The sequence below is a fragment of the Stenotrophomonas sp. ASS1 genome (genome assembly GCF_004346925.1).
Lineage (GTDB): Bacteria > Pseudomonadota > Gammaproteobacteria > Xanthomonadales > Xanthomonadaceae > Stenotrophomonas > Stenotrophomonas maltophilia_A.
Genome location: NZ_CP031167.1, coordinates 4,069,738 through 4,091,265, shown reverse-complemented (window position 1 = coordinate 4,091,265; position 21,528 = coordinate 4,069,738). Strand labels below are relative to the sequence as shown.

The following is a 21,528-nucleotide window of genomic DNA, read 5'->3' as shown; positions in this document are numbered from 1 at the left end:
CGTGCTTTCCTATGCGCCGCATCGCCTACCGCCGCCGATGGCCTTCGCTCCGACCCTGAAAACCTGGTTGCTCGTACTGCCGGCTGTGGCCGTGCTGGGCGTGGCCGGTTATCGGGCCAGCGGCCATGCTGCGACGTCTTCGGTAGCGTCGGCGGATCTGGCAGGTGCGGTCGCGGCCGCTGACAGTGCGGCGCCACTGCCGGTGATGCCGGAGGCGCTCGCGCGCCGCCTGGCACCCTTCGAGCGTGGCAACGCATTGCCGTCCGGGCTGCCCCTGGATCTCCGCGCCGATATCGAAGACGCCACCGACCTGTATGCCTATGCTCAGCGGTTGCGTGCCCAGGCGGACGAAGGCAACCACGAGGCGCGCTGGATGCTCAGCCGTGTCTATGACTACTGCGCGCAGTACGCGGTCGATCCGGGTGGCTACCGCTTGGACAACAACGTGCTGGCCGGGCTGGGCCTGACCGCCGCACCGGCGATGGTGCAGGCGCGCGAACGCGTCGCGCAGCGTTGTGGTGGTTTCGTGCCGGGCGACAAGCTGGGCACGGCCTTGGTGCTGTCCGAACGTCGCAAGGCGGCCGCACAAGGCAATCTGGCTGCTGAGGCTGCGTTGTTCGCCGAGGGCGAACCGCTGCAGGACAGCCCCGAGTACCGCCGTGACCTGGTTGAACGGGTGCGCACCTCGCGCGACCCGGAGGCCTTCATGGCGATCGCACCGGGCATGGGCGTGCGCGCCTCGGGTGACCGCGCGCTCAACGGCCTGGTGGCGGGCGAGCAGCTCAGTGAACTTGCATGGCGGCTTGCGGCCTGCGAACTCGGTCTACCGTGTGGGGCAGACAGTGTGCTGGTCAACAGTTTTTGTGCGAACGGAGGGATCTGTTCGCAGGATGGTACGCAGGATTTCCGGGATTTCGTGTATGACGCTGCGGTATCGCGGCAGGGCGCTGGGAAGATGAAGGAATGGATCAAGCGATTGGTTGGAAAGAGGAACGAGCAATGAACTACCGCCGATTCCTGCACGGGGCCAAGTTCTGGTTCTGGGTGGCCCTGTTCGTGGCCTACTCGGCCGGCGCGGTTGGCCTGTTGATGATCGATACCTATGAAGATCGCTACCGGCATCTGTCGAAGGTGGAACTGACCACGGTGAAGGCGCAGGAAGACGTGCGCCGTGCCGGTGCCAGCCAGGTGGCCGCGGTCTATCGCGCGCAGAGCGGCATGCCGTTCGCGTCGCTGCCGGCGGGCAGCACCTTCCAGGTGGTGTGGCCGGATGGTTCGACCGAGACCATGGTGATCGTCGACCCGACGTCGCCCAATGGCGTGCGTCCGCTGGCGAACTCGCAGATTCCGGCCGAAGCTGCCGACAAGCGCTGATGCGCCTGCTGTAGCGCCGAGCCCACGCTCGGCTGAGCTTTCCGGCAAGCCGAGCATGGGCTCGGCGCTGCAGCAACAGAAAAGGGCGGGGATATCCCCGCCCTTTTCATGTCCAGCACGTGGCGCCGATCAGGTCAGCGCGATCGGCTTGTTCTTGCGTTCAGCCAGGCGCTTTTCCAGGTAGTGGATGTTCTGGCCACCGGCCTGGAAGCCCTTGTCGCGCATGATCCGCTGCTGCAGGGCGACGTTGGTCTTGATGCCATCGACCACCATTTCGCTCAGTGCCACGCGCATGCGGGCAATGGCGGTTTCGCGGTCCGGGCCGTGCACGATCAGCTTGCCGATCATCGAGTCGTAGTTCGACGGCACGCGGTAGCCACTGTAGATGTGGGTGTCCACGCGCACGCCGGGGCCGCCCGGCGGATGGAAGCCGGTGATGGTGCCCGGGCTCGGCACGAAGGTCTCCGCATCTTCGGCGTTGATGCGGCATTCGATGGCATGGCCGGTCAGCACCACGTCACTCTGCTTGATCGACAGCTTCTGGCCGGCGGCGATCTTCAGCTGCTCGGCCACCAGGTCGATGCCGGTGACCATTTCGGTGACCGGATGTTCCACCTGGATGCGGGTGTTCATTTCGATGAAGTAGAAGCGGCCGTCCTCGTACAGGAACTCGAACGTGCCGGCACCACGGTAGCCGATGCGTACGCAGGCTTCGGTGCAGACCTTGCCGATCTGCTCGCGCTGCTCGGCGGTGATGCCCGGTGCCGGCGCTTCTTCCACCACCTTCTGGTGGCGGCGCTGCATCGAGCAGTCACGCTCGCCCAGGTGGATGGCGTTGCCCTGGCCGTCGGCCAGTACCTGGATTTCCACGTGGCGCGGGTTCTCCAGGAACTTCTCCATGTAGACCTCGCCATTGCCGAACGCGGCCTTGGCCTCGCTCTTGGTGGTTTCGATCGAGGTCTTCAGCGAGGCTTCGGCGTGCACCACGCGCATGCCGCGGCCACCGCCACCACCGGCCGCCTTGATGATGACCGGGTAGCCGATCTCACGGGCGATCTTGGTGTTGGCGACGATGTCTTCGCCCAGCGGGCCGCCCGAGCCGGGCACGCACGGCACGCCGGCGGACTTCATCGCGCGGATGGCTTCGACCTTGTCACCCATCATGCGGATGGTGTCGGCCTTGGGGCCGATGAAGATGAAACCGGACTCTTCCACGCGCTCGGCGAAGTCGGCGTTCTCCGACAGGAAGCCGTAGCCCGGGTGGATGGCCTGGGCGTCGGTGACTTCCGCCGCGGCGATCAGTGCCGGGATGTTGAGGTAGCTCTGCGGCGACGGCGCCGGACCGATGCAGACCGACTCGTCGGCCATGGCCACGTGCTTGAGGTTGCGGTCGACCGTGGAATGCACGGCCACCGTGCGGATGCCGAGGGTGTGGCACGCGCGCAGGATGCGCAGCGCGATTTCCCCTCGGTTGGCGATGACGACTTTGTCGAGCATGGCGTGCCCCTCAGCCGATCACGAACAGCGGCTGGTCGAATTCGACCGGCTGGCCGTTCTCGCCGAGGATGGCGACGATGGTGCCGGACTTGTCGGCTTCGATCGGGTTGAACATCTTCATCGCTTCGATGATGGCCAGGGTCTCGCCTTCCTTGACCTGCTGGCCAACGCTGACGAACGCAGGCTTGTCCGGGGCGGACGACGCGTAGAAGGTGCCGACCATCGGCGAGCGCAGCACGTGGCCTTCCGGCAGCGCCGGGCCCGGCTTGGCGGTGCCACCGGTGGAGGCTTCGGTCGGCGACTGCATCGGCATCGCCTGCGGCGCCGGAGCGGCCGGAGCGGCGTACACCGGGGCGGCGACCGGGGCGGCATAGCCGGCCACCGGGGCGCGCGACAGGCGCACCGACTCTTCGCCTTCCTTGATTTCGATTTCAGCCAGGTTCGACTCTTCCAGCAGGTCGATCAGCTTCTTGATTTTGCGGAGATCCATGGTGGCCTCTTTGCTCTTGATGTCAGTGTGGTGGGAAGCGCATCGCGCTCGGGTCAAAGCAGTTCGTAGAACTCGCGCAGCTGCCGCGTACGGTCGCGCGTCTGGGTGATCAGGCACTGCATCTTCGCAGGGTTGCGCGAGGTGCCGTCTGCGTTGAAGGCATAGACTGCCTCGCAGTCTGCATCGCGCAGGGTTATCCAGATGCGCTGGGCCTTCACCAGCTGCTGTTCGGCCGCTGCGCAGCGGCTGCAGCTGCCATCGGCGGCCTGCGCCTTCAGTTCGCCGCGCGCCTGGACGTAAACGGCGTTCAATGCGCTGTCGGCGTCATCCAGGCGATCGGAATCGCACATGTCGCGCTCGTAGCCGCCGGTCGCCTGCGCGCAGTCAATGCCAGCGGCCGCGCGCTCGGCGGCGATGCTGGCGCCGCACACGCCGGCCCACAGCACGATGCAGGCAAGCACTCTTGGGAGCATCTTCACGCGCGGGCCGCCTGCACGCGCAGCAGCGCCGCGTCCATCGCGTAGCGGTAGCTGTCGGCGCCGAAACCGCAGACCACGCCCACGGCCTTGTCACTGAAGTAGCTGTGCTGGCGGAACGGTTCGCGGGTATGCGGGTTGGACAGGTGGATCTCGATGAACGGCACCGCCACCGCCGCCAGCGCATCGCGCAGGGCGACCGAGGTGTGGGTGAAGGCGGCGGGGTTGATCAGGATGAAAGCGGTTCCGTCGTCGCGTGCGGCCTGCACGCGGTCCACCAGCACGTGCTCGGCATTGGACTGCAGGCTCTCCACCGCGTGCCCGGCAGCCGAGGCCTGGGCGGCCAGCGCCTGGTCGATGTCGGCCAGCGTGGTGTGGCCGTAGACCTCCGGCTCGCGGGTGCCGAGCAGGTTGAGGTTGGGGCCGTGCAGGACCAGCAGCTTCGCCATGGGATCCGGAAGACGGGAAAGGGCGGCAGTCTGGCGGAACCGGCGGATGCTGTCCAGTTCGGCGAAGTTTGCAGCGTTTCAATCGATTGTTTGAAATTCCCCGGAGGGCTTGCGGCCGTATGGCGGGCGCTGGATCAAGGCGCGCTGAACGCCGTGCAGCTGGGGGATGCGTGCACGTAGGCCGACGATGGCGGCAGGCCGGGCGATGACCGATGCCGCAACGGGCTGTGATGCGGTAGATCCACGCCATGCGTGGATGAAGGAAGTTCGGTGCGCAGCAGGCTACGCACCCACCGAGGGGCAGCCCAGGGTGCGCTGCACGCCACCCACCGCCCCCGCCACGCACCCGCTCACGTCTCCAGCGGCACCGTCGGCACCACGTTCGGGAACACCTCCTCCAAGGGCTCCCGTTCCCCCGGCTTCGGTGCCGGCCAGTTGTAGGCGTTCACCGGCTGCGCGCGGTTCACCCACAACGCGTAATACAGATGGTCGGCGCGGCCATCACCGGTATTGGGGTGGATCAGGATGGTCAGGCCCAGGCTGTTGAGCTGCAGCCAGGGCACCAGCACCGGCAGCAGGTCGTTGGTGAAGCCGAAATAGAACGACGGGGTGACGTGCGGTCCGCGTGGTTCCAGGTTCCAGTTGCCCAGCTCCACCGGGAAGCGCTCGGCCGCCCAGCGCCGCAGCAGCGCAGCTTTCTCGAAGCTGTCCTCGTCGAAGTAGATATGCGCGTGATAGCTCTTGATGTCGGTGTAGGCACGTGGGGTCGCGGGCAGGGTGGCCTCCCCGGGACGCACGCTGGCCGGGCGCGGGGTCGGTTCGCTGGCGGTGACCTGGCCCCAGGGGCTGCTGCCCTTCACCGGCGGCGGGACGATGGCACGGAAGCCGGGGCGCCCGGGTTCGGTGGTGTTCACCGTGCTTTCGCCGCGCGGGGCTGCGGCGGCGGTCGAGGCACTGGCCAGGCCGCCGGCGGCCAGACCGGCTGATGCGATCAGGCGGCGGCGTGTGGGCGAAAGCAGGTCGGCCCAGTGGGCGTCATCGTCGCCGGCGTCGATCAAGGTCAGCGGGTCCGGGTGCATGGAGGGCTCCGTGGCGGCATCGTGTGGGCAGGCAAGCACGCTCGGGCACCTGCATCCACAGCGTCCAATAAGCAGGCGGCATCACCTCATGCAGGTTCGACCTGGTCGTCATTGAGCGCGGCTGCGGGGCGGGCTAGGGTGCAGGTCTTTCGCCCCGGAGCTCGCCATGACCTCGCCCGATGCCGATACCCAACGCAAGCGCGCGGCCTTCCGCCAGCTGCATGCAGCTGGGTGCTTCGTACTGCCCAATCCGTGGGACGTGGGCAGTGCCCGCTACCTGCAGCGGCAGGGCTTCCAGGCACTGGCCACGACCAGTGCCGGCTGTGCCTGGAGCGAAGGGCGGCCGGACGGAGCGGTTTCGCTGCAGGCCACGCTGGAGCATCTGCGCCTGATGGCGGCAGCGACGCCGCTGCCGTTGAACGCCGATTTCGGCGATGGTTTCGGTGATACGCCGCAGAAGGTGCAGGAGGCGGTGGCCGCGGCGATCGACACCGGCATCGCGGCGTTGTCGATCGAGGATGCCAGCGGCGTCGCCGATGCACCGCTGCGTCCGATCGATCAGGCGGTGGAACGTCTGCGCGCTGCCCGTGCAGCCATCGACCGCGCGGGCGGCGACGTGCTGCTGGTTGGCCGTGCCGAGAACTTCTTCGTCGGCGTGCCGGATCTGGCGGACACCCTGCAACGCCTGCGCGCCTATGCCGAGGCCGGTGCAGACGTGCTGTATGCACCGGGCATCAGCACGCGCGAGCAGATCAGCGCGGTGATTGCCGCCGTAGGGTCGAAGCCGGTGAACCTGCTGGTCGGTGGGCCGACACCGCTGAGCCTGCAGGACATTGCTGCACTCGGCGTCCGCCGCGTCAGCCTGGGCGGCGCATTGGCCCGTGCTGCATGGGGCGGACTGATGCAGGCGACACAGCCGATCGTGCAGGACGGACGCTTCGACGGCCTGCAGCAGGCGGCTTCGGGGGCCGCGTTGAACGCGCTGTTCCGTTGAGCGGAATCCCGGTGCAGTCCCAGACCAGCAGGGATAGTAGATCCACGCCATGCGTGGATGGATGCGCCTGCGATTACAGCGCTTCCATCCTACCCTTGGGCAGCGTCACCCCAGGCTCCAACGCTGGCAGCAGTTGCCGCAGCAGCGCGGGATTGTCCAGCAACGCTGCACCGTCAATGAAACTCCATTGGGCTGTGCCGACGCGGCGCACGGCGAGCATGAACGAGGTGCTGCGCATCGGCGCCTCGCGCACGCGCAGCAGCGACTGGCGTGGCACGAAGCAGACTTCCTCATCACCGGCTGCATAGGTGTGGCCCGGCACGCCGGCCTCGTCGCTGATGATGGTGACCCCGGCCTTGCGCAGCTCTTTCAGGGTGTCGCGAGTCATACGCGCATAGGCCTCATCGCCCCCGGCCAGGCGCTTCAGGCCGGGATGGGTTCGGGCGATGATCAACTCGGCATCGCCGCGGGCGAATGCGCCCATCATCGCCTGCACCTCCTGGCGCAATGCGGCCGAGTCTTCCGGACTGAGCTCACCGGCCAGCGCTGGCGCAACGGCCATTGCCATCGGCAGGGCCAGCAGAAGGGCAAGCAGGTATCGGTGCATCGTCGGGTATCTCAGCGGGAACCGCCGCACTATACGGCGGATGCGGAAACAGCGTCCCACGCATGGCGCTGGTGTCCCGGGCGCCATTACCTACTATTGGTAGGTAGTGAATTCCGGACATCCCCCATGCACACCCTCATCGTTACCGCCCATCCTGAATCCGCCGCGTTGACCCATGCCATCGCCAGGCGCATCGGCGAAGCCATCACCGCAACGGATACCGCCAATACCGTGACCCATGCCGATCTGATGGCCGAAGGCTTCGATCCGCGCTTCAACACGCACGACCAGGCGCTGTTCCGTGGCACCGGCGCACCTCCAGCCGACGTCGCCGCCGAGCAGGCGCGGCTGGATGCTGCCGACACGCTGGTACTGGTCTACCCGCTGTACTGGTGGTCGTTCCCCGCGCTGCTGAAGGGCTGGATCGATCGCGTGTTCACCCAGGGCTGGGCCTACCAGGACGGTGCAGACGGCAAGGTGCAGAAGAAGCTGCAGCGGTTGCGCGTGCACCTGGTCGGCATCGGCGGAGCCGGCGCGGACATGATCGAACGGCGCGGTTACGGCGCGGCGATGAAGACGCAGATCGACATGGGCATCTTCGACTACTGCGGCGCGCGCGTGCTGACGTCAGACCTGCTGCTGGATGCCGATACCGGTGCGGCCGAAACGCATCTGCAGACCGCGCTGGCGATCGGCCGTAAAATCGGAACTCCGATGCACTGATCGCCGTGTTCCGCCGATGCCTGCCAACGCCGCTCCCACGCGCCGCCGATTGACCCGCGAGCAACGCGCCCGCCAGTTGCTGGACGTGGCCTGGGCGCTGGTTGGCGAAGAAGGCACCGACGCGTTGACCCTGGGTCGGCTGGCCGAGGCCGCGGGCGTGACCAAGCCGGTGGCCTACGATCACTTCGTGACCCGCAACGGCCTGCTGGCCGCGCTCTACGATGACTACGACGGCCGCCAGACGGTGGTGTTCAACGAGCGCATCGGCCGCGCACGGGCGCAGTTGGCCGATCGTGCGGCGGCCATCGCCTCCGGCTACATCGACTGCATCCTCAGCCAGGGCAGTGAAGTGCAGGGCATCCTCGCCGCGCTGGTGGGCGCTCCGGAACTGCACGAGGTACGGCGGCGTTACCAGCAGGATTTCATCGACAACTGCGACACCTGGCTGGGCCCGTTTGCTGCCGACGGCACGGTGCCACTGGCCGGGCGCTGGGCGATTCTCGGTGCGGCCGAAGCCCTGTCCGAAGCCGTGGCAGCAGGCGCGCTGGACAAGGCCGCAGCCGAAGCCGAGCTGCAGCGGCTGATCGTGGCAACGGTCAAGCGACGCTGAGCCGCTCAGGCGTCGGCGGTGCTGTCGGCCAGCGCCGCGAACCCGGCGGCCAGCCGCTCGCGCACAAGGGCATCGCGTGCGTCGCGGCTTTCAGAACCCAGCACCACGGTGATCAGGCGTACCGGCTGATCCCGCCCGGGCAGTGCCCGGCAGGCGGTGGCGGCCAGGCAGAAGCCTGCGGCCTGGGTGTAGCCGGTCTTCAAGCCATCCACGCCGTCATCGCCAAGCAGGGCGTTCTGGTTGCTGCGGCTGAAGCTGCCGTGCGCGAACACGCGCTGCGCGGTGATCGCCAATATCTGCGGATGATCGTTCAACAGGCAGGCGGCCAGCACCGCCATGTCGCGCGCGCTGGACGCATGGTGCGGGGTGGTGATGCCGGACACGCTGGCGAACCAGCTGCTGCGCAGGCCGAGCTGGCGTGCGTGCCGGTTCATGCGCTCCAGGAACGCAGGCTGTGATCCGTCCAGATGGCGCGCGATGGCCAGCGCCGCGTCATTGCCGGAGACGATCATCAGTCCTTCCAGCAGGCGCGCGAGGGTGACTGTTTCACCGGGCACCAGGCCCATGCGCGTTTCATCGTCGGCGACCGCATGCACGTCGTCGGCGGCGATGGTGACTTCGTCGCCCCACGAGCGCCCGCGCTCCTCGACACATTCGTAAGCCGCGTAGGCGGTCATCAGCTTGGTCAGCGAGGCCGGCTGCCTGGCGATATCCGTGTTGTGCTGGTGCATCACCGCGAAAGTTGCCGCATCGAGGGTGATGGACGACAGCGGTGCACGCGCAGGAGCAGGAGACGGCATGGAAGCGACGATGGCAGTGGGGGCCCAGGAGGATAGTGTGCGGCGGCTGCACGAAGCTGAAATATTGCAACGATATAACGTATCGTCATTGTGGGCCGCCGATGGCCCGACGGGACACCCGATGACTGCACGCATTCCACGCCGCTGGCTTCATTCTTCGTTGCTGCTCGCGCTGGCCGCACTTGGTGGCTGCCAGCCCAACCTGCGCGCCGAGGCTGTTGCTTCCGGCCCAGCGCGCCCGCACAACGTGATCGTGATGATCAACGACGGTGCCGGTTGGGGCACCTGGGACGCCGCCGCCTACTGGCAATACGGCAGCCGCGAAGGGGCGCCGTATGCGGATTTTCCGCAGCGCCTGGCGGTGACCACCTTCCCGTTGAACGCCAGCAGCCAGCCGACCCGCGACAACGCGCAGACCCTGGGCTACGACGCGGGAAAGGCCTGGGACAGCGAACCGGTGCCGGCGCAGGACCTGCCATTCGTCGGCTACCAGTACCTGGCCGCGGTCGCCACCGACAGTGCTGCGGCCGGTACGGCGCTGTCCTCGGGCATCAAGACCTACAACAACGCCATCAATTACAACAACGATGGCAATCCGGTCGAGTTCAACACGCTGCGCGCCAAGCGGCTGGGCATGGCGACCGGTGTGGTGACTTCGGTACCGTTCGCGCATGCCACGCCGGCCGCGTTCGCGGCGCAGAACGAATCGCGCAACAACTATCACGCCATCGCGCACCAGATGCTGGCGCAGGGCCACATGGACCTGGTGATGGGCACCGGCGGTCCCGGCTACAGCGTTGATGGTCGCGCCTGTGACGAGAGTGCCGGCGCGGCCAAGGCCGAGGGCTGCGCGAACCCGTGGGAATGGGTGTCGCAGCAGGATTGGCAGCAGCTGGAAGCGGGCAGCACCATTGCCGGCAATCCGTCGGGGCCGTGGCGCCTGATCCGCAGCAAGGAGGCGTTCGCCGCGCTGGCGCAGGGACGGCTGCCGGCCGACCGGCCGCTGATCGGCGTGCCGCGCGTGGCCAACACGCTGCAGCAGGCGCGCCAGCTGCAGGTGCTGGGCAAGGATGCGGCCACGCCTTCCGGTGTGAGGAAGATCGACAGCGTGCCGGATCTTGCGACCATGACGCGTGGCGCGCTGCAGTTCCTGCAGCAGCGTTCGACCAAGGGCCTGTTCCTGATGGTGGAAGGCGGCGCCACTGACTGGGCGGCGCATACCAGTGCCTGCGGCACCGAATGGCACTACGGCCAGTGCAGCGACCAGCCGCAGTACGGCCGGCTGATCGAGGAAACCGTGGAGTTCAACGACGCGGTGGCGGCGGTGGTCGACTGGATCGAGCGCAACGGTGGCTGGGAACGCAACCTGTTGATCGTCACCACCGACCACGACAACAGCATGCCGATGGGCCCGGATGCACAGAACGTCGCCTTCGAGCCGGTGCGCAACAACGGCCGTGGACGCATGCCGGGGATGAGCTTCCGCCCGACCGGCAACCATTCCAATGCGCTGGTGCCGTTGTGGGCCAAGGGCGCGGGCGCGGAGCTGCTGGGCCAGCGCGTGCGGGGCGTTGATGCCGGCTACCGTCAGCACGTGCGCTGGAACGACGGCAGTTACATCGACAACACCGACGTGGCTGCCGCGGTGCAGGAAGCGCTGCAGCGTTAGGGGTGTGCCGGCCGCTGGCTGGCAGCTGCAGGTTTCCCGGTCGACGAGGTTGCCGGCCAGCGGCCGGCACTACCGGGGGCGGTGCTGGGCGTCGGCGACGGGCTGGCCAGCTGGCGTGCCAGCTCGGCGCTGGCCACGTGGCCGTGCAGGAACAACAAGCCGCTGAAGATGTTCATGAGCGTGCCTCCACTTGAGTGGATTGCACGATACGGGCAGCATGGACGGGCAAAAAGCGACATTTCCGCAAGCATGCCTTGAGAGGAATTCAAGCCTGATGTCCCGCCCTCCGCTCCATGCCCTGCAGGGCTTCGTGGCTGCTGCCCGGCTCGGCAACCTGTCGCGCGCGGCGGCGTCGATGAACCTGACCGTCAGTGCGCTCAGCCATCAGATGCGGCAACTGGAAGAACGGCTCGGGCAGCCGCTGCTGATCCGCCAGCCGCGTGGTGTCACCCTCACCCTTGAGGGGCAGCGCCTGCTCGACCAGGTCGGACCGCATCTGGATGCGATCAACGAAGCCTTCCAGCCCTATGCCGCACGTGCCGAGCACGTGCTGACGATCAGCGCGGTGCCGTCGATGGCGTCGGCCTGGCTGGTGCCGCGCCTGGGTCACTTCGTGGCCGAGCATCCACAGATCGAGATCAACCTGCAGTCGAGTGAACGCCTGATCGATTTCGAGCGGCAGCGCCAGTTCGACGCCGCGCTGCGTCTGGGCAGCGGGCAATGGCCGGGCCTGGTGGTGGAACCGCTGTTCGACGAGTGGCTGGTGCCGATGGCGAGCCCGGCGCTGATCGAACGCATGGGCGGCATTGACCGTGTGCCGTTGACCCGGTGGCCGCTGCTCGGCGATCCGGACGGCGCGTGGGGCGCCTGGTTCGCGTTGAGCGGGCAGAGCCCGCCGTCGCGTTTCGTGGCGGTGCTGGATGATTCGGAGGCGCACCATCGCGCCGCTCTGGATGGCGTGGGCGTAGCGCTCGGGCGGGTGACGCGGGCGCGGCTGCTGCTGGATTCGGGCCAGCTGGTCGCACTGTCCAGCCAGCGCCTGAAGACCGACTGGCCGCATTGGCTGGTGTACCCGCAGCGCTCGGCCAGCCATCGCGGTTTCCTTGCGTTCCGCGACTGGCTGCACGCGCAGGCCGCCGAGCACGTGCGGCACATGGCAGACGCACATCTATAGCGTCGAGCCATGCTCGACCATTGCATCTGGATCTGTAGCGTCGAGCCATGCTCGACTGCTGGTGCTCGACTCTACAGTCATCGCACCAGCGTGACCGCCTGCCCGGCACGCGCGAACGCTTCCTCAAGCAACGGGCCGGCCTTGATCGCCTCCACTTCCTCGAACAACGCCCGCAATGCATCGGCCGGGCGTGAGGCCGGCGCCGCCACTGCCTGCTGGATCGCGGTGAAGCGGTCGGCCAGCACACGGTGGCCGGGATGCGCCTGCGCCCATGCTTCCAGCGGCTGGCGTACACCGGCGGCGGCATCCAGGCGCTGCTGATCGAACAGGGTGATGGCCGCCGCCGAGGTCTCCGCCCGCTCGATCGTGGCATGGCGCAGTTCGCGACTGAGGAACAGGTCATAGGCCGCGCCACGCCCCACCGCGATGCGCAGCCCCTCGCGATCCAGGTCGGCTACCTGCTGCGCAGGGCTGTCCGCGCGCACCAGATAGGTACCTTCGATCTCCAGGTACGGGGCACTGAAGGCAATGCGGTCGGCACGTGCCGGATCGATGGCCAGGAAGGCCAGATCCCAGCCGTCTTCGCCTGCTGCCTCGACCACCGAGGCTGCGGCATCGTGGCAGGTGAAGCGAGCCTGCACCCCCATCCGTTGCGCCAATGCGGTAGCCAGTTCCAGTGAGGGGCCGCGCGGTGAGCGCGCATCGCCCTGTGCCAGCACCGGGTTGCCCAGGTTGATCGCCACGCGCAGGAAACCGTGCGGTGCCAGCGTACTTCGGTGGTCGGCCAGGGACATGCGGGACTCCACGGGGCAGGGGAGACCCAGCATGCCAACAACGGTGTCCGCGTGGCGTGGAATCAGCCGCGCGCGGCGAAGGTGCCGTGGAAGCCCAGTGGTACCGCATAGGGCAGCCAGGCCTGTGCCAGCGGACCGTCGTCCAGGTGGCGGGCATCGAGCACCGCCAGGCCGCTGCGCTTGTTCACCGGGTCAAGCAGGGTGCCGATCAGCCAGCCATCATCGGCGTTGCGGCTGCCCGGGCGCGGTACGAACACATGCTCTTCGGCCATGATGTCCGGGCCATAGTTCCACAGCTGGCGGCGCCCGTGCTCGATGTCGAACGCGGCCACGGCGTTGAAGTACGGCGCATTGGCCGTGCCGTCGATGGTCGGCGCATACAGCCGTGCGCCACGTGTGTTCGCCGAGCGCGGGTCGAACAACGGGAACTCCACTGCGCTGATGCCCAACATCTGCCAGCGGGCCTGGCCACGACGCAGGTCCAGATGCAGCTCGACCAGGCTGGCGCCACTGTTGGCCGCGTGTGCGCCATCACCGGCCATCGCTTCCTTCATCGGCGAGCGCGCCTCATTGATGTCGTCGTGGCGCACTGCGCGCAGCACGATGCCGCCATTGCGGGTGAACGCGTCGCCGAAGTGGTAGATCGCCGCGAACGGGGCTTCGAACCACTGCGCCTTGTCCGGCGCATCCTTGGCGACCACCGCGATGCGTACGGGACGCTGCGGTGCGAACTGCATGCGCTCGAAGAAGCTGCCGCCTGCGCCGGTGAAATCGAACGGCATCATCACGAACACCAGGTGCTGGTCGGTCATCGCGAAGGCATGCAGGTAGCCATGCTCGGGTGTTTCGATCACATTGGCGCTGCGCAGCTGGCCGTTCGCACCGATGTGCCAGACCAGCAGGCCATGGCCCCCCATCAGGCTGATCGAGCCGAAGTTCCAGAGGCTGCCGTCGCGGTCGCGCAGCGGGTGCGCCGAGAACGGCAGTGCAGCGAGGTCCGGACGCCAGGTCACCGGACCCAGTGTCTGCAGCGAATCGGGATCCACTTCGAACGCCGAGCCGGACTCGCACAGCGCGAACAGGCGGCCATTGATCATGGTTACCGAGGTGTTTGCCACGTTGGCATCGTCGTTGTTTCGAACTGCCAGCGCACCGGGAACGCTGGTGCCGGCAGCCGGATACTGGAAGCGGCCGGCCTTCTGTTCACGGGTGAATTTCGGCGTGGCGACCATACGCCCGTGATGGGTCAGGCTGCCGTCACCATTGAAGCGCCAGCCATGCACCATGCCGTCGCCGTCGAACCAGTGGTCATAGCGGAAGCCATCGCGCTCGGTCCACGCCGGGCCGTTGCGGTACAGCGTACCGGCCAGGCCTGACGGCAGCTTTCCCTGCAACTGCACGGTGGCCGGGCCGAGGCTTTCGCTGCCGACGCTGCGCCAGCCGAGCAGCCACGGGTGTTCCTGCATGCCCTGCGCGAACCGCGTCGGGTCGCCGGCGAAGGCGGGAGCGACGCGCAGCGCGGTAGCGCCCAGGGCCAGACAGGCACTGCTGCTGAGCAGGGTACGAAGGAAGCGGCGACGGTCCATGGTGGCCTCGGGTATGGATGCGGAATCAGCGCAGGGTGATGTCGATGGCGGTGCCGGCGGCCGGCACCTCGACGCGCGCCTCGTCGAAGGTCGGCTTGCGCATCACCTGCGGGTTGTTGCTGAAGCCGTAGCCTTCCACCGGCATCCCGACCAGGTTGGTGTCGAGCTTGCCGTTGTCGTTCTCGTCGTGGGTGAGCAGCACGGCATAGCTGCCGGCCGGCACGCCCTTGAACGTGAAGTGGGCGCTGTCGCCGCTGGGCGCCGCCTGCTGGGCCTGCACGGGCTTGGCCTTGCCGTCCCAGGCGGCGGCGTTGCCGACCAACGCAACGCGCAGGGTGCCGGTCTGCGCGCGGACGTCGTGCACGGTCACGGCCAGGTCGGCGGCGTGGGCACTGCCGGCCAAGGCCAGGGCAGTCAGTGCGGTGCTGAGCAGGGCGGTGCGGATCATGGCAGTGGCTCCGGAGGTGTGTGTGGCGGTGTGGAGCCAGTCTGCGTGGGGCGCTGCACCGGGTTCAGGGCCAGTGGTCATCGATTCGACGTGCCAGAAGTCACTTTCTGCGCCGGACCCATTGCCGCCGGCGTGCGCGGCCGTCAGCATCTGGCCATGCCCAGCCTGTTCCGCCATCTGTTGCGTCCGCTCAGCCTTGCCGGCCTGATCACCGTGCTGGTGGTCGGCCTGTCGTTCGGAGTGCAGCGCAGTGGCGCCGGGCTCAGCCTGCTGTTGCTTGCTGTGTTCCTGCTGCTGTTCGTGGTGCACGGCTGGGCGTCGATGCTATCCCGCGTGCGCGCCGCCGCTGCGGTGTTGCAGGCGCTGCTGGCGGTTGTGCTGGTTGCGCTGCAGCCGCGTACCGGTACCGCCCCGGTGCTGCTGGTGGTGCTGGTTGCACAGCTGGCCGAACACTGGCCGCCGCGCTTCGTGCTGGGCGTTGCGCTGCTGGCCAACCTGGCGGTGTATGCCGTGCTGCGCCACAGCGGCTTCAGCCAGCCGCTGCTGGTGGTGTTGCTGTATGGCGGTTTCCAGGCCTTCGCCGCGCTGACCGCGCACTATGCGCGCAGCACGGCGCTGGCCCGCGATGATCTTGCACGGGTCAATGCCGACCTGCTGGCCACCCGCGCGCTGCTGGCTGACAGTGCACGCGATGCCGAGCGCCTGCGCCTGGCCCGCGAACTGCATGATGTGGCCGGGCACAAGCTCACCGCGATGCGGCTCAACCTGCGCGTCCTGGCCGCTGACCCTGCGCTGGCCGGCCGCGAAGGGCTGGTGCTGGCCGAACAGTTGTCCGGCGAGTTGCTGGCCGACATCCGCCAGGTGGTGCAGTCGATGCGCGATGATCGCGGCCTCGATCTGGCCACCGCGCTGCATGCGCTGGCCGCACCCTTCCCACGACCGAAGCTGCAGCTGCAGATCGGCGACGGGGTGCGCGTGGCTGACCCGCTGATGGCCGAGACCGTGCTGCGCCTGGTACAGGAAGCGCTGACCAATGCCGCCCGGCATGGCAACGCAGACACCGTATGGCTGACGATCAACGAGGAGGATTCCCGGTTGCGTATCGACATCCGTGACGACGGCCAGCGCGCCGAACGTATCCGCGAGGGCAACGGCATCGCCGGCATGCGTGAGCGCCTGGCCGCAGTGCGTGGCCAGTTGGAACTGGCCCGCACCGCACAGGGCGGCATGCACCTGACCGCCTGGGTGCCGGCATGAACGGCAGCGCGATCCGTGTTGCCCTGGCCGACGACCAGGCGCTGGTCCGCGCCGGGCTGCGTGCGTTGTTGCAGGGGTTGGGCGTGGACGTGGCGCTGGAGGCCGAGGAGGGCCAGGCGTTGCTGGACGCGCTGGATACGCAGCGCGTGGACGTGGTGCTCAGTGACATCCGCATGCCAGGGCTGGATGGGATCGAGGCACTGCGCCAGCTGCGCGCGCGCGGCGATGCCACGCCGTGGCTGCTGCTGACCACCTTCGATGAAAGTGATCTGCTGCTGCGCGCCAGCGAGGCCGGCGCACAGGGCTTCCTGCTCAAGGATGCCGCGCCGGCCGACCTGCGCGAGGCCATCGAACGCGTTGCTGCGGGCGAGACCCTGCTGCTGCCGGTCAGTACCGATCCGGTGCGCGCGCGTTACCGCTTCCACGACGAAGCGCCGCCCACCGATACCTTCGGCGAACGTGAAGTGGCAATCCTGCGCCTGCTGGCCGGGGGCTACAGCAACAAGGAGATCGCGCGCAGCCTGTTCCTGGCCGAGGGCACGGTGAAGAACTACGTGTCCGCCATACTCGACAAGCTGGGCACCCGCGATCGCACCCGTGCAGTGCTGAAGGCGATTACCCTGCGCATCATCTGAGTGGACGTGGCAAGGAATGTCAGTGAACCCGATCCTGCATGTGGAAATCCCGGCCAGTGACCTGGACCGGGCCATCACGTTCTACCAGCGATGGCTGCAGGTTGCGGTGGACGAACCCATCGTGCTGCACGACTGCCGGATGGCCTATCTACCGTTTTCCGATGAGGCCGCCGGTGCCAGCATTGCGCTGGTGCACGGCGCGGACTATCTGCCTTCCGAGCAGGGCGCGCGCATCTACATCGGCGTTGATGATCTGGATGCCAGCCTCGAGCGTGCGCTGCAGGCCGGAGCCGAGCTGCGCTTCGGCCCGGCCGATGCCGGCGATTGGCGCGTGGCCGAGATCCGTGACAGCGAAGGCAACCGTATCGCATTGCAGGCGCGCACAGCGCCGTAACGTCAACGCTGCGGTGCGCGCATTTGTAGAGTCGAGCTTGCTCGACTGATTTTGACGTCGCCGTAGATGCATCAGTCGAGAAAGCTCGACTCTACAGCGTCGCGGCGCGCGAGCGCTGCAGCCAGTCGTTGATCGCTGGATCCAGCCGCGGGTCGTCCGGAAGCTGGATGCCGAAGCGCTGCTCCAGCACGTCGCGCACATCACCCACATCATGCAGCGGGCGCTTGTCCGGTGCCTGTCCGGGGCGGTACTCGGTGTAGTTGCCGCTGCCGATGGTGCGGCGCCAGTCCGGCCCGGTCAGCGACGCGCGCAACTGGCCGGGGAAACTGGAATCGGGATGGGTACATACGTACCAGTTGCCCACCACGTTGTCGATCGGCGCCGGCGCCTGCAGATCGAAGCGGTACATCACCCGCCAGCCGTCGCTGGATTCGGCCGACAGCATGAAATCACCGCCGTCTTCCAACCGCTGCAACAGATAGCGTTCGTGCGGGGTGGCCTGCGGCTGCGGGTCATGCAGGCGCAGCGGTACGGTCGGGGTCAGGCTGCCAAAACCGGCATCCACCAGCCAGTCATCGCCGTCCACGTGCACGCGCAGCAGCAGATGGGTACGCGCGGTCAATTCGCCGTCCTGGGCGGCCAGCAGTACGCGCGCGCTCAATGGCTGGGCATCGAAGCCCAAGGCCTGCAGCAGCGCCAGCAACCCGCCATTGAGTTCGAAGCAGTAACCACCGCGGCGCTCGTCAAGCAGCTTGCGCTGCACGCTGTCCAGGTCGATCGGCACCGCGTCGCGCAGCAGGCAGCTGAGGGTTTCGAAGGGCAGCAGTGCGTTGTGGCGCTGCTGCAGCAGGGTCAGGCCGGCCAGGGTCCGCGGTGGCGGCGCATCCAGCTGCAGGCGCTGCAGGTAGCGGGGGACATCGAGCGTCGTCATGGGGGCACCGGGCGGGGAGGGGATGTCCACTGTGCTCCCCCAACCGGGGTTGAGGTCAAGCGCGGTGGCGCGGAATAGCGTCAATTGGCGCCGGCTTGAGAGAGGAGGGCTCTGGCTTCTTTGCCTCGGGGATCGGAATCAAAAGAAACTCATTACGCTCATTAGGCTGGATAACTTTTCCAACTGCGTCGTAGCTCTGCAGAGGGAACAGGGATACGCGCGTTGTGAAAGCGCCCATTACTGCGACCGGAACCCCCAGAACAATTCCCGCCCAAGAGCCATGCATGGCGGAAAGCAGGCCTTCAACCCAAAGCACGCTGCCGAACAGATAGAAGATCATGCCAGTAGCAGCGGCAGCGTATCGCCAGCGGCGCTCTCGCTTGGGCATGTGAAATTCAATGCCGGCGCCATCCATGCTGCGTCGTGCCAGTGTGCTTATGCCCCTGATATGGCGCCATTTTATGCTTGGCGAGTAGCAGCGCATGAGGTTGAAGTAGGCCCGGCGCTCCTCGCGCCCGACCAGGAGGCCATAGCGCCCTCGAAATGCCTCCTGCAACGTGGACTCCTTTACCCAGCATGCTTCCAGATCATCCTCTGAATGATCCGCGATCTTCAGCAAGTACTCGCGATCCCGATGCTTTGACTCTCTCCAGCGGTGGAAACTGTCCATAGGAGGTCCGAAGAACCAGCGCACGATAGTTGCGAGGACAACTATGACAGTACCGATCCCGACAGGGATGCCAAGCGTCTGAATCTGATTCAGTACCGTGCTGCTAAGCATGGCTGCAGTTGCTCCAAGGTAGTTGTGTGAAACGTAGCTCTATCAGTCGGGATTCTCAGGAGATGAGAAATGGAGGTGTTCTCTGTCATCGCATCGTCGCTTGTTGCCGGTACAAGAAGCGAGATTGGATCCGCGAAGAAGAAAATTAGACCTAAAGTTTCTTCGCATACGGCCGATACAGGTGCGTCCTTCCGCCTGGAGTCTGTCATGTCGGCCGTTGTCCCCCACCTCCGGTCCCTGCGCACGCGTCTTGCCACGTTGCGCTCGGCGTCCCCCGGCCTGCTGCTGTGGCTGCAACCACACCGGCTCAGCGTGGCCAACAAGCTCAAGGCGACCCTGTGGGTCTGTGGCCTGGGGCTGGTGGCGATCGCCGCTGTCTACGCCTGGACTGGCCATGCCAACGCCCTGGCCGCGCGCAGCCAGGCCAGCTACCAGCGCGGCAGCGATCTGGCTGCCAGCCTGTCCACGCGGGTGGCCGAAGCGCGCCGCCTGCAGACCCAGTATGCACGCAGTTTCGATGATGCTGACCGCAGCCAGTTGCTGGCAACACAGAAGGCCCTGCAGGCTGACCTGCAGGCGCTTCGCGCGATGCCGATGGACGCCGGCCGGCGCATGGCGCTGCAGGTGCTGACTGAATCGGCCGACGCGTTCTCGCAGGGTGTCGCCGCCCTGTTCGAACGGGTCGACGAGATGGGCCGCGGTGAGGCCGGCCTCGCTGCACAGCTGCAGCAGGCCGCCGAAACCCTGCAGGCGCAGGTGGATGCGCTGCAGCGGCCGTCGCTGGCGCTGTCCCTGCAGAAGATGCGAAGGCAGGAGGCCCTGCTGCTGCTCGACGGTGATTCCACCCACGCCGACCGCGCCAGCGAGGAAAAGCTGCCGTTCGACCTCGCGCTGGCGGGCCTGCCCGCGGATGCGCAGGACGCCCTGCGCACCGGGATGGAGGGCTATCAAGGCGCCCTGCTGGGGTATACCGCTGCCCGCGTCGGCCTGGATGTGGAAGCGCAGTCGCTGCTGGATACCGCCGCGGGCGTAGCGCCGGCGCTTGCCGCTTTCCAGCAGGCGCAGGTGGCAGCGCTGGCCAGGGCGCAGGCGCGCCAGCAGGCCGGCGCGCGCACGATGAGCGTGCTGTTCGCATTGACCCTGCTGCTGGTGGCCGGTGTGCTGATCACCAGCCTGGTGCTGGTGCTGCGTGCGGTGCGCCAGCCGATCCAGGACACCCTGCGTTTCGCCAGCGACATCGCCGACGACCGCCTCGACACCACCCTGCGCGTCTACAACGCCAACGATGAGATCGGCCAGCTTGCCCAGCGCCTGGTCGACATGCAGCAGCGCCTGCGCGCGCGCATCGAGACCGAACGTGCTGTGGCGCGCGGCAACACCCGGGTGCGCCAGGCGCTGGACAGTGCGCAGACCGGGCTGATGGTGGTCGATGCCGAAGGCCTGGTGGCGTACGCCAATCCGGCGCTGCTGGAGCAGCTTGAACTCCAGGTTGAAGATCTGGTGGGGAGCGATGCGGTGCGCCTTCATCCGGCACTGGTAAGCCTGGCCGGCGTGCGACAACGCGAAGAACGCGAGATCGACCATTGCGGTGTCCGCTATCAGCTGATCGCCAATCCCATTGTCGACGAGGAGCATTTCCTCGGCGTGGCGGTGGAATGGCGCAGTCGCGCGCTGGAAACCCTGCTGGAAACCGAAGTGGCAGCCCTGGTCGACGCGGCCGCGCACGGTGACCTGCACGGTCGCATCGCGCTGGAGGGGAAGCAGGGCTTTGTGCGTACGCTGTCGACCAGCATCAATCGCCTGTTGACCACCTTCGAGACCAACCTTGGCGATCTGCAGGCGCTTCTGGCCGCGCTGGCCCGCGGTGACCTCAGCGTGCGCATGGAAGGTGAACTGCAGGGCGTGTTCGCGCGCATGCGCGATGATGCCAACGCCACCGTCGCGCAACTGGGCCGCATCGTCACCCGCATCCAGCAGGCCACGTCCAGCCTCGACACCGGTGTTGGTGAGATCGTCGCCGGTCACCATGATCTGTCGCAGCGTACCGAACAGCAGGCGGCCAACCTGGAAGAGACGGCAGCGTCGATGCACGAGCTGACCGACACTGTTGGCCGCAATGCCGATGCCGCGGGCCGTGCGGATGCGCTGGTCAAGGGCGCGGCGGCAGTGGCCCAGCGCGGCGGCGAGGCGGTCGGCCAGGTGGTGGCAACCATGCATGGCATCAGCGAAGCCTCACGGCGGATCGGTGACATCACCCAGCTGATTGATGGCATCGCCTTCCAGACCAACATTCTCGCGCTCAACGCGGCGGTGGAAGCGGCGCGTGCCGGAGAGCAGGGCCGCAGCTTCGCCGTCGTGGCTGCCGAAGTGCGCCTGCTGGCTCAGCGCAGCGCGGAGGCGGCCAAGCAGATCAAGGGATTGATCGAGGATTCGGTGGCGCGTGTGGGCCAGGGCAACCAGCAGGCCGAACAGGCCGGCACCACGATGGGCGAGATTGTCGGCAGCGTGCAGCAGCTGGCGGATCTGCTGGCCGGGATCCGCAGCGCGTCGCAGGACCAGCATGCCGGCATCGCCCAGGTGAACCAGACCATCGTGCAGATGGAGGCCAGTACCCAGCGCAACGCCAGTCTGGTGGAAGAGGCGGGGGCCTCGACCGCGCAGATGCAGGCGCAGGTACATGCCCTGGCAGAAGCCGTGGGCGCGTTCCGTCTGCAGTCGATGCCACAGGCGCGCGCTGCGGCCTGATCCCGCTCCGGTAGT

At 67.2% G+C, this 21,528-nt stretch carries 24 protein-coding genes; 11 read left to right on the top strand and 13 right to left on the bottom strand.

Annotated elements, in window-relative coordinates:
• The first annotated feature begins 37 nt into the window (after nt 1-37).
• Nucleotides 38-1,003 carry a hypothetical protein gene (locus MG068_RS18915; RefSeq protein WP_032129558.1) on the top strand — a complete coding sequence of 322 codons (966 nt, stop codon included), beginning with the start codon at nt 38-40 and terminating at the stop codon, nt 1,001-1,003.
• A complete protein-coding gene (locus MG068_RS18910) occupies nt 1,000-1,374 on the top strand; it encodes a hypothetical protein (RefSeq protein ID WP_010481078.1) in 375 nt (124 codons plus the stop codon). The genes MG068_RS18915 and MG068_RS18910 overlap by 4 nt, the downstream gene beginning before the upstream one ends.
• A 129-nt stretch (nt 1,375-1,503) precedes the next feature.
• Here MG068_RS18910 and accC read toward each other — a convergent pair whose 3' ends face one another.
• The 5 genes from accC to MG068_RS18885 all read right to left on the bottom strand — a co-directional run bounded on the left by accC (nt 1,504) and on the right by MG068_RS18885 (nt 5,365).
• Entirely contained in the window at nt 1,504-2,871 is a 1,368-nt protein-coding gene (accC, locus tag MG068_RS18905) for an acetyl-CoA carboxylase biotin carboxylase subunit (protein ID WP_032129559.1), read from the bottom strand.
• Nucleotides 2,872-2,881: 10 nt separating this feature from the next.
• Nucleotides 2,882-3,361 carry an acetyl-CoA carboxylase biotin carboxyl carrier protein gene (accB, locus tag MG068_RS18900; protein WP_032129560.1) on the bottom strand — a complete coding sequence of 160 codons (480 nt, stop codon included), beginning with the start codon at nt 3,359-3,361 and terminating at the stop codon, nt 2,882-2,884.
• Between the two features lie 53 nt (nt 3,362-3,414).
• Entirely contained in the window at nt 3,415-3,840 is a 426-nt protein-coding gene (locus MG068_RS18895; protein WP_080355197.1) for a lysozyme inhibitor LprI family protein, read from the bottom strand.
• Nucleotides 3,837-4,286: a type II 3-dehydroquinate dehydratase gene (gene aroQ, locus MG068_RS18890; RefSeq protein WP_049423471.1), complete on the bottom strand. Its 450-nt coding sequence runs from the start codon at nt 4,284-4,286 to the stop codon at nt 3,837-3,839. The genes MG068_RS18895 and aroQ overlap by 4 nt, the downstream gene beginning before the upstream one ends.
• Before the next feature lie 350 nt (nt 4,287-4,636).
• Nucleotides 4,637-5,365, bottom strand: a complete 729-nt coding sequence (locus tag MG068_RS18885; RefSeq protein WP_049401742.1) for a DOPA 4,5-dioxygenase family protein — start codon at nt 5,363-5,365, stop codon at nt 4,637-4,639.
• A gap of 166 nt (nt 5,366-5,531) precedes the next feature.
• Here MG068_RS18885 and MG068_RS18880 point away from each other — a divergent pair, with 166 nt between their 5' ends.
• Complete coding sequence (locus MG068_RS18880) at nt 5,532-6,359, top strand: isocitrate lyase/PEP mutase family protein (protein ID WP_132810881.1); 828 nt, start codon at nt 5,532-5,534, stop codon at nt 6,357-6,359.
• 73 nt (nt 6,360-6,432) lie between these two features.
• Here the strand turns inward: MG068_RS18880 and MG068_RS18875 are convergent, their stop codons facing one another.
• Nucleotides 6,433-6,966: a hypothetical protein gene (locus MG068_RS18875; protein ID WP_132810880.1), complete on the bottom strand. Its 534-nt coding sequence runs from the start codon at nt 6,964-6,966 to the stop codon at nt 6,433-6,435.
• 126 nt (nt 6,967-7,092) lie between these two features.
• On the opposite strand from MG068_RS18875, the gene MG068_RS18870 reads away from it, so the two are divergent.
• Both MG068_RS18870 and MG068_RS18865 read left to right on the top strand, forming a co-directional pair.
• Nucleotides 7,093-7,689 (top strand): NAD(P)H-dependent oxidoreductase, encoded by a 597-nt coding sequence (locus MG068_RS18870; protein WP_132810879.1) that lies wholly within the window; start codon nt 7,093-7,095, stop codon nt 7,687-7,689.
• Nucleotides 7,690-7,705: 16 nt separating this feature from the next.
• A complete protein-coding gene (locus tag MG068_RS18865; protein WP_049401738.1) occupies nt 7,706-8,299 on the top strand; it encodes a TetR/AcrR family transcriptional regulator in 594 nt (197 codons plus the stop codon).
• A gap of 5 nt (nt 8,300-8,304) precedes the next feature.
• Here the strand turns inward: MG068_RS18865 and MG068_RS18860 are convergent, their stop codons facing one another.
• On the bottom strand, nt 8,305-9,099 hold the full coding sequence (locus MG068_RS18860; protein WP_132810878.1) for a D-alanyl-D-alanine carboxypeptidase family protein: 795 nt from the start codon (nt 9,097-9,099) through the stop codon (nt 8,305-8,307).
• A 121-nt stretch (nt 9,100-9,220) separates the two neighbouring features.
• On the opposite strand from MG068_RS18860, the gene MG068_RS18855 reads away from it, so the two are divergent.
• Nucleotides 9,221-10,768, top strand: a complete 1,548-nt coding sequence (locus MG068_RS18855; protein WP_132810877.1) for an alkaline phosphatase — start codon at nt 9,221-9,223, stop codon at nt 10,766-10,768.
• Here MG068_RS18855 and MG068_RS18850 read toward each other — a convergent pair.
• On the bottom strand, nt 10,765-10,944 hold the full coding sequence (locus tag MG068_RS18850) for a hypothetical protein (protein WP_132810876.1): 180 nt from the start codon (nt 10,942-10,944) through the stop codon (nt 10,765-10,767). The two genes, MG068_RS18855 and MG068_RS18850, sit on opposite strands and share 4 nt — an antisense overlap.
• A 98-nt stretch (nt 10,945-11,042) precedes the next feature.
• On the opposite strand from MG068_RS18850, the gene MG068_RS18845 reads away from it, so the two are divergent.
• Nucleotides 11,043-11,942, top strand: a complete 900-nt coding sequence (locus MG068_RS18845) for a LysR substrate-binding domain-containing protein (RefSeq protein WP_049401735.1) — start codon at nt 11,043-11,045, stop codon at nt 11,940-11,942.
• Nucleotides 11,943-12,019: 77 nt separating this feature from the next.
• On the opposite strand, the gene MG068_RS18840 is transcribed toward MG068_RS18845, so the two are convergent.
• The 3 genes from MG068_RS18840 to MG068_RS18830 all read right to left on the bottom strand — a co-directional run bounded on the left by MG068_RS18840 (nt 12,020) and on the right by MG068_RS18830 (nt 14,770).
• Complete coding sequence (locus MG068_RS18840) at nt 12,020-12,736, bottom strand: ABC transporter substrate-binding protein (RefSeq protein WP_049401734.1); 717 nt, start codon at nt 12,734-12,736, stop codon at nt 12,020-12,022.
• 62 nt (nt 12,737-12,798) lie between these two features.
• Entirely contained in the window at nt 12,799-14,322 is a 1,524-nt protein-coding gene (locus MG068_RS18835; protein WP_132810875.1) for a carotenoid oxygenase family protein, read from the bottom strand.
• Nucleotides 14,323-14,347: 25 nt separating this feature from the next.
• Nucleotides 14,348-14,770, bottom strand: a complete 423-nt coding sequence (locus MG068_RS18830) for a DUF2141 domain-containing protein (protein WP_132810874.1) — start codon at nt 14,768-14,770, stop codon at nt 14,348-14,350.
• Between the two features lie 156 nt (nt 14,771-14,926).
• Here MG068_RS18830 and MG068_RS18825 point away from each other — a divergent pair, with 156 nt between their 5' ends.
• From MG068_RS18825 to MG068_RS18815, 3 genes are read left to right on the top strand one after another with little or no spacing between them, the layout of a single operon-like run.
• Nucleotides 14,927-16,027 carry a sensor histidine kinase gene (locus MG068_RS18825; RefSeq protein WP_132810873.1) on the top strand — a complete coding sequence of 367 codons (1,101 nt, stop codon included), beginning with the start codon at nt 14,927-14,929 and terminating at the stop codon, nt 16,025-16,027.
• Nucleotides 16,024-16,662, top strand: a complete 639-nt coding sequence (locus tag MG068_RS18820; RefSeq protein ID WP_132810872.1) for a response regulator transcription factor — start codon at nt 16,024-16,026, stop codon at nt 16,660-16,662. The genes MG068_RS18825 and MG068_RS18820 overlap by 4 nt, the downstream gene beginning before the upstream one ends.
• Before the next feature lie 22 nt (nt 16,663-16,684).
• Entirely contained in the window at nt 16,685-17,056 is a 372-nt protein-coding gene (locus tag MG068_RS18815; RefSeq protein ID WP_121504272.1) for a VOC family protein, read from the top strand.
• Nucleotides 17,057-17,147: 91 nt separating this feature from the next.
• Here the strand turns inward: MG068_RS18815 and MG068_RS18810 are convergent, their stop codons facing one another.
• Both MG068_RS18810 and MG068_RS18805 read right to left on the bottom strand, forming a co-directional pair.
• Nucleotides 17,148-17,987: an arylamine N-acetyltransferase family protein gene (locus tag MG068_RS18810; protein WP_132810871.1), complete on the bottom strand. Its 840-nt coding sequence runs from the start codon at nt 17,985-17,987 to the stop codon at nt 17,148-17,150.
• A 55-nt stretch (nt 17,988-18,042) separates the two neighbouring features.
• Complete coding sequence (locus tag MG068_RS18805; protein ID WP_132810870.1) at nt 18,043-18,606, bottom strand: hypothetical protein; 564 nt, start codon at nt 18,604-18,606, stop codon at nt 18,043-18,045.
• Nucleotides 18,607-18,975: 369 nt separating this feature from the next.
• Here MG068_RS18805 and MG068_RS18800 point away from each other — a divergent pair, with 369 nt between their 5' ends.
• Complete coding sequence (locus MG068_RS18800) at nt 18,976-21,513, top strand: methyl-accepting chemotaxis protein (RefSeq protein ID WP_132810869.1); 2,538 nt, start codon at nt 18,976-18,978, stop codon at nt 21,511-21,513.
• Nucleotides 21,514-21,528 lie beyond the last annotated feature (15 nt).

Coding starts and splice junctions, on each gene's coding strand:
- accB (WP_032129560.1), bottom strand. CDS start 3,361: ATGGATCTCCGCAAAATCAAGAAGCTGATCGACCTGCTGGAAGAGTCG.
- MG068_RS18860 (WP_132810878.1), bottom strand. CDS start 9,099: ATGCCGTCTCCTGCTCCTGCGCGTGCACCGCTGTCGTCCATCACCCTC.
- MG068_RS18875 (WP_132810880.1), bottom strand. CDS start 6,966: ATGCACCGATACCTGCTTGCCCTTCTGCTGGCCCTGCCGATGGCAATG.
- accC (WP_032129559.1), bottom strand. CDS start 2,871: ATGCTCGACAAAGTCGTCATCGCCAACCGAGGGGAAATCGCGCTGCGC.
- MG068_RS18830 (WP_132810874.1), bottom strand. CDS start 14,770: ATGATCCGCACCGCCCTGCTCAGCACCGCACTGACTGCCCTGGCCTTG.
- MG068_RS18915 (WP_032129558.1), top strand. CDS start 38: ATGGCCTTCGCTCCGACCCTGAAAACCTGGTTGCTCGTACTGCCGGCT.
- MG068_RS18880 (WP_132810881.1), top strand. CDS start 5,532: ATGACCTCGCCCGATGCCGATACCCAACGCAAGCGCGCGGCCTTCCGC.
- MG068_RS18855 (WP_132810877.1), top strand. CDS start 9,221: ATGACTGCACGCATTCCACGCCGCTGGCTTCATTCTTCGTTGCTGCTC.
- MG068_RS18850 (WP_132810876.1), bottom strand. CDS start 10,944: ATGAACATCTTCAGCGGCTTGTTGTTCCTGCACGGCCACGTGGCCAGC.
- MG068_RS18885 (WP_049401742.1), bottom strand. CDS start 5,365: ATGCACCCGGACCCGCTGACCTTGATCGACGCCGGCGACGATGACGCC.
- MG068_RS18840 (WP_049401734.1), bottom strand. CDS start 12,736: ATGTCCCTGGCCGACCACCGAAGTACGCTGGCACCGCACGGTTTCCTG.
- MG068_RS18870 (WP_132810879.1), top strand. CDS start 7,093: ATGCACACCCTCATCGTTACCGCCCATCCTGAATCCGCCGCGTTGACC.
- MG068_RS18845 (WP_049401735.1), top strand. CDS start 11,043: ATGTCCCGCCCTCCGCTCCATGCCCTGCAGGGCTTCGTGGCTGCTGCC.
- MG068_RS18835 (WP_132810875.1), bottom strand. CDS start 14,322: ATGGACCGTCGCCGCTTCCTTCGTACCCTGCTCAGCAGCAGTGCCTGT.
- MG068_RS18865 (WP_049401738.1), top strand. CDS start 7,706: ATGCCTGCCAACGCCGCTCCCACGCGCCGCCGATTGACCCGCGAGCAA.
- MG068_RS18810 (WP_132810871.1), bottom strand. CDS start 17,987: ATGACGACGCTCGATGTCCCCCGCTACCTGCAGCGCCTGCAGCTGGAT.
- MG068_RS18910 (WP_010481078.1), top strand. CDS start 1,000: ATGAACTACCGCCGATTCCTGCACGGGGCCAAGTTCTGGTTCTGGGTG.
- MG068_RS18825 (WP_132810873.1), top strand. CDS start 14,927: ATGCCCAGCCTGTTCCGCCATCTGTTGCGTCCGCTCAGCCTTGCCGGC.
- MG068_RS18800 (WP_132810869.1), top strand. CDS start 18,976: ATGTCGGCCGTTGTCCCCCACCTCCGGTCCCTGCGCACGCGTCTTGCC.
- aroQ (WP_049423471.1), bottom strand. CDS start 4,286: ATGGCGAAGCTGCTGGTCCTGCACGGCCCCAACCTCAACCTGCTCGGC.
- MG068_RS18820 (WP_132810872.1), top strand. CDS start 16,024: ATGAACGGCAGCGCGATCCGTGTTGCCCTGGCCGACGACCAGGCGCTG.